The sequence below is a fragment of the Streptomyces achromogenes subsp. achromogenes genome (assembly GCF_000720835.1).
Lineage (GTDB): Bacteria > Actinomycetota > Actinomycetes > Streptomycetales > Streptomycetaceae > Streptomyces > Streptomyces achromogenes.
Genome location: NZ_JODT01000002.1, coordinates 263,555 through 275,610 on the forward strand (window position 1 = coordinate 263,555; position 12,056 = coordinate 275,610).

8 protein-coding genes are annotated in these 12,056 nt (G+C 73.2%); 2 read left to right on the forward strand and 6 right to left on the reverse strand.

The window, feature by feature from the left end; translation table 11 throughout:
* Positions 1–53 precede the first annotated feature (53 nt).
* From bdeA to IH25_RS0103045, 3 genes are all read right to left on the reverse strand, one after another.
* On the reverse strand, positions 54–983 hold the full coding sequence (gene bdeA, locus IH25_RS0103035) for a bis(hydroxyethyl) terephthalate hydrolase (protein WP_030602360.1): 930 nt from the start codon (positions 981–983) through the stop codon (positions 54–56).
* A gap of 306 nt (positions 984–1,289) precedes the next feature.
* Positions 1,290–2,519 carry a cytochrome P450 family protein gene (locus IH25_RS0103040; protein WP_030602363.1) on the reverse strand — a complete coding sequence of 410 codons (1,230 nt, stop codon included), beginning with the start codon at positions 2,517–2,519 and terminating at the stop codon, positions 1,290–1,292.
* A 331-nt stretch (positions 2,520–2,850) separates the two neighbouring features.
* Positions 2,851–3,414, reverse strand: coding sequence for an AMIN-like domain-containing (lipo)protein (locus tag IH25_RS0103045; RefSeq protein WP_030602365.1), 564 nt, complete (start codon positions 3,412–3,414; stop codon positions 2,851–2,853).
* Between the two features lie 193 nt (positions 3,415–3,607).
* On the opposite strand from IH25_RS0103045, the gene IH25_RS0103050 reads away from it, so the two are divergent.
* On the forward strand, positions 3,608–5,188 hold the full coding sequence (locus IH25_RS0103050) for a hypothetical protein (protein ID WP_030602368.1): 1,581 nt from the start codon (positions 3,608–3,610) through the stop codon (positions 5,186–5,188).
* 193 nt (positions 5,189–5,381) lie between these two features.
* A complete protein-coding gene (locus IH25_RS0103055) occupies positions 5,382–7,622 on the forward strand; it encodes a glycoside hydrolase family 3 N-terminal domain-containing protein (protein ID WP_051753699.1) in 2,241 nt (746 codons plus the stop codon).
* Between the two features lie 139 nt (positions 7,623–7,761).
* Here the strand turns inward: IH25_RS0103055 and IH25_RS0103060 are convergent, their stop codons facing one another.
* The 3 genes from IH25_RS0103060 to IH25_RS0103070 form a co-directional block, all read right to left on the reverse strand.
* On the reverse strand, positions 7,762–8,931 hold the full coding sequence (locus tag IH25_RS0103060) for an anhydro-N-acetylmuramic acid kinase (protein ID WP_030602374.1): 1,170 nt from the start codon (positions 8,929–8,931) through the stop codon (positions 7,762–7,764).
* Between the two features lie 118 nt (positions 8,932–9,049).
* Positions 9,050–10,609, reverse strand: coding sequence for a sodium:solute symporter (locus IH25_RS0103065; RefSeq protein ID WP_030602377.1), 1,560 nt, complete (start codon positions 10,607–10,609; stop codon positions 9,050–9,052).
* Between the two features lie 177 nt (positions 10,610–10,786).
* Positions 10,787–12,013 carry an MFS transporter gene (locus IH25_RS0103070; protein ID WP_030602380.1) on the reverse strand — a complete coding sequence of 409 codons (1,227 nt, stop codon included), beginning with the start codon at positions 12,011–12,013 and terminating at the stop codon, positions 10,787–10,789.
* Between the last annotated feature and the right edge of the window lie 43 nt (positions 12,014–12,056).

Genomic DNA, 12,056 nt, shown 5'->3' on the forward strand with positions numbered 1-12,056 from the left:
CGCCGGTGGCGACCGCCGTGGCCGACGGTCGCCATCGGGGCCCTCAGGGCCGGTCAGGAGGTGTGCGGGCAGTTGCCCCGGTACTCCTCGATGGTCAGGCTCGGCCGTGGCAGCGGGCACAGGAACTGCTCGTAGCGGGTGTCGTTGTCGATGAACCGCTTCAGCCACGAAATGCTGTACTTCGCGATCGTCGTGTTCGAGGTGTTGGGCGTGAAGTGGGTCGCGCCGTTCAGCTCCAGGTACGCCCGGTCCAGGGAGCTGGGGAGCGTGGCGTAGAAGGGTTCGGCGTGGGTGGCGACGGGGGCGATCGTGTCACCGTCGGCGCCGAAGATCAGGGTGGGGGTCTTGACCTCGGGCCAGGTCTTGTCGAGGTTCCACGGGGTCAGCGGGATCGCCGCCTGGAGCGAGGGACGGGACTTGGCCGCCTCCAGGCTGCCGCCGCCGCCCATCGAGTGGCCCATGACGCCGAGACGGCTGGAGTCGACGCGGTTGCGTACGGAGCTGCGCTCGGTGAGGTAGTCGAGCGCCGCGAGCAGCTGGTTGCCCCGGGAGTCGGGCTGGTCCAGCGTGGTCAGCGTGTCGATGGTGAAGACCACGAACCCCTGGGAGGCCAGCCGGGGGCCGAGCCAGGCGATGGAGGACTGGGTGCCGGTGTAGCCGGGTGAGACGGCCACCGCGCCGAAGGTGCCGTCGGTGGTGCTGGTCGGGTAGTAGATGGTGCCCCCGCCGAAGCCGGTGACCGCGACCCGGGAGACGCTGGTCTCCGCGACGGCGTACGGGCCGCGGAGCGCCTCGATGCTGGATTCGGTGGGCGCCGGACCGCGCTCGTAGGGGTTGTCGGCACCGTGGGCCGCCGGTCCGCCGAGCATGGTCAGGCCGACGACGGCGGTGACCGACGCGGCGAGGGCCGCGAGCCGTCCGGCACGACGGGTGGGGCGGGGGCGGTGGGCCGGTGCCGTGGTGCTGGTGCGCGGGTGCTGCACGACGAGTCGTCCTCTCTGTCGTGGCGAGCCGCCCGTCCGGCCCGGACGCACGCGTGAGCGCGCCGGCCGACGGGCTCCGCCAGTGGGGGTGAGCAGTGCCACTGTCGGCGTCGCGCGGCACGACCGGACCGGCAATGTCACCGGTCTTGTACGGGCATCCGCTGCCGGAAGCGCGTCCCGGCCCGGGACACGGTGGCGCGGGCCGTCGCCCCGACCCGCCGGACGACGGGGGCGGTGACCTGGGCGGGCGTTCCGGGAGACCGGGGCGGTGACTCGGGGTTCGACGGCGAAGCCGCACCCCCTTGTTCAGGCCATCGGCCCGCCGGGCGTGAACGTGACCGGAAGCCGCGCGGGGCCGCGCAGGCCGCCGGGTCGCCAGGTCAACTCGGCCGGTGGCACCGCCAGGGCCAGGTCCGGAAGGCGGCGCAGCACCGTGCCGATCGCGATCTCGCCCTCCAGCCGGGCGAGCGGCGCGCCCAGGCAGTAGTGGATGCCGTGCCCGAAGGCCAGATGGCCGCTGTCACCGCGGGTGATGTCCAGCCTGTCGGGGTCGGGGAACCGGGCCGGGTCGCGGTCGGCGATCGCGGAGGCGATCACCACGGTGGCCCCGCGGGGAATGGTCACGCCCGCGATGTCGACGTCCTCGCGGGCGAACCGGGCGATCCCCGGGTTGACCGGTCCGTCGTAGCGGAGGAACTCCTCGACGGCGTCGGGCAGCAGCTCCGGGCGCTCCCGCAGCAACGACAGCTGCCCGGGATGGGCGAGCAGCGCGGCGATGCCCCCGGCGATCAGGTTGACCGTGGTGACGTACCCGGCCACCAGCAGCAGGAAGGTCATGGCGATCAGCTCGTCCTGGCTGAGCCGCTGTTCCTCGTCGTGGGCGCTGATCAGCGCGCTGAGCAGGTCGTCGCCCGGCCGGGCGCGCTTGGTCTCCAGGTGCTTGGTCACATAGGCGTGCATCCGCTGCCACGCCTCGTTGACGACGGCCGGGTCGGGCAGGGTTTCGCCGCGTACGAGCATGGCGTCGGTCCACCGCTGGAAGTCCTGCCGGTCGTCGCCGGGTACGCCGAGCAGTTCGCCGATGACGGTAACCGGCAGCGGCAGCGCGAAGTCCGCCACGAGGTCGGCCCGGCCGGCCGGCACCACCGCGTCGAGCAGGCGGTCGGTGATCTCCTGGACACGGGGGCGCAGCCCGGCGACCCGGCGTGCGGTGAACGCCTTCGAGACCAGGCGGCGCAGCCGGGTGTGGTCCGGCGGGTCGGAGCGCAGCATGCTGCTCATCATCGACTCGCGCTCGAACGCGGGCAGTTGTGCGAGGAGGCGAGGGTCGGAGGCGTCGCGGACATCGCTGCTCAGCCTGGGGTCGGAGAGGGCGGCGAGTCCGTCCTCGTAGCGGGTGATCAGCCATGCCTCCAGGCCGCCGGCGATCACCGCGCGCCGGACCGGGCCCTCCTCGCGCAGCCGCCGGTAGAGCGGGAAGGGGTCGGCCAGGAAGGCCGGGTCCGAGTAGGGAAGAAGGACAGGCTGCCGGCTCATCGTGCCTCCCGGGCGGGCGTCGGCCACACGTGCCACTTCGTCGGCACCAGGGGGATATACCCGATATGAGCGCCATGGCAACGACCGCTCCCCGCCCGCCGTCCGGAACACGCCGTCAGGCGGTCGGTGGACTGTCGAAAGGGTCGCCGGAGGGCTTTCTTTCCGACCGCTGGAAGGGTAGGTTCCGGCTACCCCGCGCCGGCGCCGCGAGGCGCTCGGCCCGCCCGTCCCGGGCGGCGGGCCGCGCGGGGGCCAGCCTTCCGTCCGCTTCCGTCCGCAGCCTTACCAGGAAGCCTTGTCAGGAGTGCGCCACGTCACGCAAGCGCGCCCGTCACCAGGAGTGCGCCACGTCGACCACGAGCTGGTCGGGCAGCTGGATCACCCGGAACGGCAGGCGGGCGCGGACGCCGAGGCCGATCTGCGTCTCCCCCTCGAAACTGGCGGAGAACCGGGTGTCCCTGAAGGTGCTGTACCCGCTGACGTCCACGCCCGGGAGGGGTTGTCCGGCCCGCCCGGGGTACGCGGGTGTGCCGCTCGCCGGTTCGTAGGCGGGCGCGCCCACCCGGACGTCGAGCACGGCGCCGCCGCCGACCGGGATGTGCTCCCCGCTGGCCAGCTGGTAGAGCCGGTCGACGTACCGCACGGAGTAGCCGAGGGTGCCGCCGCCGGGCACGTCGAAGACGAGACGGTCGAAGCAGTCGTGCCGGCCGGCCCTGACGGACTTCAGCGGTACGGCGCCCGCCGCGGCTCCGCCCTTGTCGCCGCTGCCCCAGCCGGTCGGACAGGCCGTGGTGCCGGTGGTGGCCGCCGACGCGGTGCCCGCGGCGGCCGTCACCATCCCCAGCCCGGTTCCCGCCAGAACGAGCGCCGCTGCCGCCGCCGCTGTTCGTCGCATGATGTTGCCCCCTTGATCGGATGTCACGCCATTACGGAGTGAGACACATGGGTGCGATGGAGGGTTGTCCACCGCTGCCAGTACCCGTATTGCGGGGTCATGAACAACCGTCATCTTTCCCTGGACTCCCCGACGGCCGGCTCCTAGGGTCGCGGCGGCGCGACCACCCGACACACACACTCCGAGGAGCCCTATGTCCCGCAGGACGCCCGGCCGGGCCCTGGCCTTCACCCTCGCCCTGGCCGCAGGCACCGCCGTCGCCGCGCCGTCCCCCGCGTCGGCCGACCCGATCCCCAGGGCGCCCGGGCACCGCCTGGTCGAGACCTACGCCGGCGCCCCGGTGGCCGCGCGGCCACTGCCCGGCACCCCGCCGCCCCAGCACCCCCACCTCGCGCCGAACGGCCGGTCCGGGATGCACGCCGACGGCTGGGGCAGCGCGACCTCCCCGTGGTCCGGCCCGCTCGGCGCCCGGCCCCGGGCCGACAGCGAGCAGATGGCGCCGCTGGGCGGGGAGTGCGCCACCGTCACCTTCGACCGGGCGGGGCGGATCGTCACCGTGTGCGGAACGTTCACCGGGTTCCTGGTCAAGCTGCTCGACCCGCGTTCCCTGGCCACGCTGGCCGAGTACAAGCTGCCCCAGCGCCCGTCCACCGTGGAGGCGATCACCCGGCTCGACTTCTCCCGGATCTTCAAGGACACCTCGGGCGGGGCCTATGCGTACCTGGACGACGAGGACCGGCTGGTCCTCGCGGACTCCCGCCAGCACATCGTCCGCCTCGCCCACCGGCAACGGGCCGACGGGAGCTGGGAGTTCACCGTCACCGACGACTGGGACCTCACCGAACAGGTGCCCCACGACTGCGCGACCTGGGCCGACCCGTACCCCGACGGAAGCTGCGACCCGGTCACCTCCGTCATGCCGGACTGGCAGGGCCGGATCTGGTGGGTCACCCGGCAGGGCCGGATCGGCACCGTCGACCCCGCCACCGGGACCATCCGTTCCGTCCGGCTGAACGGTGAGGAGATCCAGAACTCCTTCTCCGTCGCCGCCGACGGCGTGTCCATCGTGTCCGACCACGCGCTGTACGAGTTCACCGCGGCGGCGGACGGCACCCCCGCCGTGGTGTGGCGGCAGACCTACGACCGGGGCACCGGCACCAAGCCCGGCTCGGTGAACCAGGGTTCGGGCACCACACCGGACATCTTCGGCGACGGCGGCCGGTACGTGGCGATCACCGACAACGCCGACGACCGGATGCACGTCCTGGTCTACCGGCGCGACGCGGACGTGCCCGCCGGCCGGCGTCTGGTGTGCGAGGTCCCCGTCTTCGCCTCCGGTGCCTCCACGACCGACAACTCCCTGATCAGCTGGGGCGACAGCCTGGTGGTGGAGAACAACTACGGTTACGAGGACGTCTCGTCCCTCACCTTCGGGCGGAGCGTCGTCGGCGGGGTCACCCGGATCGACGTCCGCCCGGACGGCAGCGGTTGCGAGACCGTGTGGGAAAGCGCTGAGCGGTCGCCGTCCGTCGTGCCCAAACTGTCCACCGGCAACGGGCTGATCTACCTCTACACCAAGGACCACAACAATCTCGGCGTGGACGCCTGGTATCTGACCGCCGTCGACTTCCGCACCGGGCAGACCCGTTGGAAGCAGCTCGTCGGCACCGGCGTCGGGTACGACAACAACTGGGCGCCGATCACCCTGGGTCCGGACGGCACCGCGTACATCGGGGTGTTCAACGGCCTGGCCGCGGTACGCGACGACGGCTGAGCTCCCGGCGCCGCTTCGGCAGGCTCCGCCGTACATGACGGCGACCGGGCATCGGGCGCCTCCTGACAAGTTCTTCTGCAGATCGTCTTGTCAGGGGTGTGCGCCTGTCTCTACAGTCCCCACCAGAGCGGCGATGGGAGCGCTCCCACTTCTTGGGCCCGCCGCCCCTCCCGCCTCCTCGGAGAGGACCCGCATGCGACTGTCACCGCACCACGACGGCGCCGCCAGGCGCTTTCCGTCCGCCCGCCGCCGGGTGACGGCGGCCGTCGCCGTGTGCGTGGCGGGCCTGGTCCTCTCCGGGCCCGCCACGGCCGTCCCGGAGCGGGCCGCCGCCGCGCCGGCCGCCGGGCTCCCCTACCAGGACGCCTCGCTGCCCGTCGCGGACCGGGTGAACGACCTGCTGTCCCGGATGACGCTGGACGACAAGCTCGGCCAGATGACGCAGATCGAGAAGGACGCCCTCGTCCCGCGGTCCGACCTCGCCGCGTACCGGATCGGGTCCGTGCTGTCCGGAGGCGACTCCACGGTCAGCCCCAACAACGCCCAGACCTGGGCGGACACCTACGACTCGCTCCAGCAAACCGCGCTGGCCACGCCGCTCGGCATCCCCGTGATCTACGGGATCGACGCCGTGCACGGCCACAATGCGGTGCGCGGCGCCACGCTCTACCCGCACAACATCGGACTCGGCGCCACCCGCGATCCCGCACTCGTCCAGCGGGTCGGACGCGCGGTCGCCGAGGAGATCTCGGGCACCGGCATCGACTGGGACTTCGCCCCGTGCCTGTGCGTCGCCCGCGACGTCCGGTGGGGGCGCACCTACGAGTCGTACGGCGAGAGCCCCGAACTGCCCTCCGCCATGACCACGTTCGTCACCGGCCTGCAAGGCGACACCCTGGGCGCGGATCCGGCGTCGGTGCTGGCCACCGCCAAGCACTACCTCGGTGACGGGGGCACCACCGCGGGCGTGGACCAGGGTGACACCCAGCTGTCCGAGGCCGAGTTGCGGGCGATCCATCTGCCGCCGTTCAAGGAGGCGGTGCGCCGCGGGGTCGGCTCCGTGATGCTGTCGTACAGCCGGTGGAACGGCGTCCGCTCGCACGCCGACAGGTACCTGGTCACCGATGTGCTCAAGGGCGAGCTGGGGTTCACCGGGTTCGTCGTGTCCGACTGGGCCGCGGTCGACCAGCTCGACGGGCAGAGCGGTTTCACCGGCGCCGAGATCTCCACGGCGGTCAACGCGGGCGTCGACATGGTGATGGTCCCGCACGACTACAAGAAGTTCCTCGGCCTGCTGCGCGGCGAGGTGACCGCGGGCCGGATCCCGCAGGCCCGGGTCGACGACGCCAACCGCCGCATCCTGACGAAGAAGTTCCAGCTGGGCCTGTTCGAACACCCGCTGACGGACCGGTCGTTCACCGCCACGGTCGGCTCGGCGGCGCACCGGTCGCTGGCCCGGCAGGCGGTGCGGGAGTCCCAGGTGCTGCTGAAGAACGACGGCGGGGTGCTGCCGCTGGCGAAGTCGGCCAGGCTGTTCGTCGCCGGCAAGTCCGCCGACGACATCGGCAACCAGAGCGGCGGCTGGACGGTGGGCTGGCAGGGACGCAGCGGTCCCGTCACCGACGGCACCACCGTGCTCCAGGGCATCCGCGCCGCCGTCACCGATCCCTCGCGGGTCACCTACGACCGGTACGGCAACGGCATCGACTCCGGTTACACCGCCGCCGTCGCCGTCGTCGGCGAGACCCCGTACGCCGAGGGCCGGGGCGACCGGCCGGGTGGCTTGGGGCTGGATCAGGAGGACCTGGGGACCCTCGCCCGGCTGAAGGCGAGCGGGGTGCCGGTCGTCGTGGTGCTGGTCTCCGGCCGGCCGCTCGACATCACCGCGCAACTGCCCGACTGGAAGGCCCTGTTGGCTTCCTGGCTGCCCGGCACCGAGGGCGCGGGCGTCGCCGACGTCCTGTTCGGCGACCACGCCCCCACCGGCAAGCTGCCGATGAGCTGGATGCGCGGCGCCTCGCAGGAACCCGTCAACGACGGCGACGGCAAGACCCCGCTGTTCCCGTACGGGTACGGGCTGACCTACGGAAACGCCCCCGAACCGCCCCCGGCCCCCACCCCGACCCCGACTCCCTCTCCGGGCGTGTGCACGGCGACCTTCCGCACCGCCTCCTCCTGGCAGGGCGGTTACCAGGCCGAGGTCACCGTGGAGAACACCGGTTCCGGGGCGCTGACGGGCTGGACGGTCGACTGGGACCTGACCGGGGCCACCGTGACCAGCCTGTGGAACGGCACCCTGACCACGGCCCAGGGCCGGGCGACCGTCCGCAACGCCGCCTTCGACGGCACTCTCTCCCCCGGCGCCAAAGCCACATTCGGTTTCACCGCGACCGGCACCTCGGGGACACCGACCCCGCACTGCGCCGGCACCTGACCACCGGCCCCCTTGGCCGCCGACCTCCGTACGACGGCCCCGCCCGGCGTGACACCGGCGCGGTTCCCCTCGTCCTCGCCCGCCCGGGTGGCACCGACCCCGGGCGGGCGGGGCTCCCAGCCCGCCGCGGCCGGCCGGGTCAGCGGATGATCCGCAGCAGGCGCGGTGGCCGTGCGGCGGGTTCGGGCAGGCGCAGGGGGGTCCGGCCGGGAGTGATGCTGCCGAGCACGGTGGCGCGGCGGGCTCCGGTGCCCGAGGGCAGGGCTCCGGGCAGGCCGTGGGCGGTGAGGAACCCCAGGACGGCGAAGGCCAGGGCCTCCTTGGCGGCCGACGGCAGGCCCAGTTCGTCGCTGGGTCCGAGGGGCACGCCCGGCAGTTCCTCGGCGAGCATGCGCATCAGCACCGGGTTGCGGGTGCCGCCGCCGGAGACGACGAGCCGGGTGACGCCGTGGGCGCGGCAGGCGTCCGCCACGGTGACGGCGGTCAGCCGGGTCAGGGTGGCCAGCACGTCGGCGGTGTCCGGCACGGGCACGCTGTCGAGGGCCCGCCGCAGATAGGACAGGTGGAAGTGTTCCTTGCCGGTGCTCTTCGGGGCGGGTCTGCGGTAGTAGGGGTCGTCCAGCAGGACGCGCAGCAGCCCGGGGCTGACCCGTCCGGCACCGGCCCGGCGGCCGTCCTCGTCGTAGGCGGCGGCGCCGTCGGTGAAGTGGTGCACAGCCGCGTCGAGCAGGGCGTTGGCGGGGCCGGTGTCGAAGGCGAGCGGCTCGGCGCCGGGTGCGAGAACGGTGATGTTGGCGATGCCGCCGAGGTTGAGCGCGGCGGGGGTGCCGGGCAGCCCGGACAGCAGCAGGGCGTCGGTCAGGGCGACCAGGGGCGCGCCCTGACCGCCGGCGGCGACGTCCCGGCTGCGCAGGTCGGACACGACGGGAAGGCCGGTCGCCTCGGCGATCCAGGCGGGCTGGCCGAGTTGGAGGGTGCCGCGGACCGTGCCGTCCTCGACCCAGTGGTGCATGGTCTGGCCGTGCGAGACCACGAGGTCGGCGGTGCCGGCGCACAGGTCGCGCAGGGCGCGTCCGGCGGCGTCGGCGAAGGCCTGGCCAATGCCGGTGTCCAGGGCGCAGACGGCCTGCGTGGTGGTGGGGGCGGGGGGCAGGGCGGCGGCGACGCGGTCCCGCAGTTCGTCCGGGTAGGGGACGGAGAGGTGTCCGAGGGGCCGTAGGAGCAGGGCGTCACCGTCCAGCGCGAGGTCGGCCGCGGCGGCCTCGATGGCGTCGTACGAGGTGCCCGACATCAGGCCGATCACGCGCACGGCGCCTCCTTCCGGCCGGGGCCGCGCCGGGCGGGCGGGGCCGGCTGCTGCTGCGGCTGGTGCATGGCTCCTCCGGGGCTGTCGCGGTTACCGGTCGCCGGGCCGTCCGTCCGTCCGGTCACTCGGGGGCGACGGTGGCCGCCGTACGCTCGGTGCCGTCGTCGTCCAGCGGGGCCGGGGCGCTCGGGGGTGTCCGGTGGAACAGGCTGGTCAGCCCGCCCACGGCCAGGGTGACGGCCACGCCGAGGGGGACGAGCCACTGTGCGGCGATCGCGGTGGGTACGGTGCCGCCGCCCGCGCTGACGTCGATCTTGACGCCGCGCACCATGTACGTCATGACGCCGATCGTCACCAGGAACGCGATCACGGCGTCGGTCTCGTTCGCCCGCCGGACGAGCCGGCCGAGGAGGAACGCCCCGAGGAGCGCGCCGTAGGTGTATCCGGCGATGGTGAGGCCGGTGAGGTAGACGTTGCCGGTACTGGTGCTGAAGGCGCAGGCGAACAGGGCCATCAGCACCGCCCACACCAGGGTCATCAGCCGGGCGAGCCGGAGCAGGAACTCCTCGGTGGGCACGCTCCGGAAGAAGCTGTGGATGATGTCGGCGACCGTCGAGTTCGACATGGAGTTCAGCGCGGAGGACAGCGAGCCCATGGCCGCGCCGAGGATGCCGGCCACGAGCAGGCCGGAGACCACCACGGGCAGTCCGTGCAGGATGAAGTCCGGGTAGAGGTTGTCGGAGCTGGAAAGGCCCAGCTCCTGGAAGGTCCTGCCCTGGTTGTAGGACCACAGCAGCGCGCCGACGAGGGAGAACGCGGCGAACTGGAGCGTGACGAAGACCCCGGAGGCGATCATGGCCTTCTGGCCGTCGCGCAGTGAGCGGGTGGCCAGGACGCGCTGGACGATCAGCTGGTCCGAGCCGTGGCTGGCCATCGCGAAGATGGCGCCGCCGATGATCGCGGTGGGCAGGGCGAACGGGCTGGTGAGGATGTGCGCCAGGGCGAAGTCGGTGTCGAAGAGCCGGAACCGGCCCGCGTGCAGGGCGCGCTGGACGCCGTTACCGCCGACCTGGGCGGTGAGCACGCCGATGGCGAGCAGGGCACCGCCCAGATACAGGCCCATCTGGATGGCGTCCGTCCAGATGACCGCCCGGATGCCGCCGAGGTAGGTGTAGACGACGGTGATCGCCGTGAGTACGAGGATGATGACGCGGTAGCCGGCGTGCACACCGAACTCGTCCAGCAGCAGCTTGATCGGGATCGCGGAGGCGAACAGCCGGACGCCCTCGGCGAGCAAACGGGTGAAGACGAACGTCACCGAGGCGAGCCCCTGCACCTTGAGCCCGAACCGGCTGCCCAGGTACTGGTAGGCGCTGACGAAGCCGCCCCGTTTGTACAGGGGGATGAGGACGGTCGCCACGACGACGCGTCCGATGACGTAGCCGAGGGCCAGTTCGACGTTGCCGAAGCCCTGTCCGGTGTAGGCGCCGCCCGGCAGGCTGATGACGGTGAGCACGCTGGTCTCGGTGGCCACCACGGAGAAGGAGACGGTCCACCACGGCATGTGGCCTTCGCCGACGAAGTAGTCCTTCGCCGTCTTCTGCCGTCCGGCCAGGCGCAGTCCGATCACGGCGATCGCCACGAGGTAGACGACGACCACCAGCAGGTCGAGCTGACGCACACTCACGGAAGGAAAGTTTCCTTCGCACACGCATCCATGCGATGAAAAGTAGTTTCAGCGGTCTCCCTCGTCAACAACCCGGCCGGGTCCTCGTGGTGCCGCGACGGGGTCGATCCGTGCCGCGCCGTCCATGGGCGGGAGCGCCTCGCCCGTGGCTCCGCCCGAACCGTCGGCCGTTCAGCGGAGCACGAGTGCGGTGGCGAGGGCCGGGCCGAGGGCGCCGCCCAGGAGGTAGCCGAGCTGGAACAGGCCGATGGCGGCGGGGCGGTGGCGGTCGGGGACGGCGGAGGCGGCGGCCACGGACTGGGTGGCGTTGGCGGCGGTGGCGGCGAAGACGGCCAGGCCGATCGCCGCGAGGGGCACGATCGCGCCGTGGGCGAGGACGGCCGCGGTGGCGGCGAGCGTCCCGGCCGCGAGCAGGATCGCCCGTACCGTGCGCTGGCACAGTCGCGCGGAGACGGCCGCGAAGCCGAGGGTGAGCAGGGACCCGGTGATCATGGCGGCCATCTGGCCCACGGCCACCGAGGTCGCCGGCCGGCCCGCCCGGTCGACGAGCAGCTGGGGCACCGCGAACAGCAGCGTGAAGTAGGACGCGGACAGGGCCAGGGCGATCAGGACCGAGCCGCGGAAGTGGCCGGAGCGCAGCGCGGCGGCGGGGACGTAGCCGTCCGGGCGGTGCCGGATGTGCGGGACGAGCAGTGCGGCGGCGACGGCGGCCACGGCCAGGGCGGGCAGCGGGCGGTACGGCAGCAGCACCAGCCCGGCGGACAGCACGGCCAGCAGCAGCGCGCCCCGGGCGTCGAAGCGGTCCCCGGCGCGCGGCGGTGCCGGTGTGGTGCGGCGGCCGACCGCGGGAACGGCCAGGAGGGTGACCGCGAGGAGGGACAGCGCCGCGCGCCAGGAGACCGTCTCGGTGAGGCGCTCGCCGAGCAGCGGTCCCACGGCGCCGAGGATGCCGGTCGCGGCGCTGATCGCGCCCATGCGGCGGGCGGTGCCGGCCAGGTTCATGGCGATGGCCGTCATGCCCGCCCCGCCGGCCGCCTGCACGGCGCGTCCGGCCAGGAGGAGCGGCAGCCACGGGGATATGGCCATCAGCGCGGTGCCGGCGGCGACGCAGGCGGCGGCGAGCCACAGCGCGGTCCGGGTGCCGCGCCGCCGCAGCAGCGTCGCGAACAGTGGCGTCGCGACCGCCAGGGCCAGTGCGAACGTGGTGACCAGCCAGGAGGCGGTGGCCGTGGGGGTCCCGAGGGAGCGGCCGAGGTCGCCGAGGATCAGCACGGCGGCGTTGCCGGCGGCGGCCACCGGGGACGCGAGCAACGCCAGCCAGAGGACGGGGACCTGACGGGCAGACGGAGGAACGGCGGAGGGGGCGCGCGTGGCGGCGGCCCCGGACGAGGTGGACATGGCTCTTCCGGAGGGTGAGGGGGTGGTTGGCCGTCGCCCCGGC

Coding starts and splice junctions, on each gene's coding strand:
- IH25_RS0103050 (WP_030602368.1), top strand. CDS start 3,608: ATGTCCCGCAGGACGCCCGGCCGGGCCCTGGCCTTCACCCTCGCCCTG.
- IH25_RS0103040 (WP_030602363.1), bottom strand. CDS start 2,519: ATGAGCCGGCAGCCTGTCCTTCTTCCCTACTCGGACCCGGCCTTCCTG.
- IH25_RS0103045 (WP_030602365.1), bottom strand. CDS start 3,414: ATGCGACGAACAGCGGCGGCGGCAGCGGCGCTCGTTCTGGCGGGAACC.
- IH25_RS0103070 (WP_030602380.1), bottom strand. CDS start 12,013: ATGTCCACCTCGTCCGGGGCCGCCGCCACGCGCGCCCCCTCCGCCGTT.
- IH25_RS0103055 (WP_051753699.1), top strand. CDS start 5,382: ATGCGACTGTCACCGCACCACGACGGCGCCGCCAGGCGCTTTCCGTCC.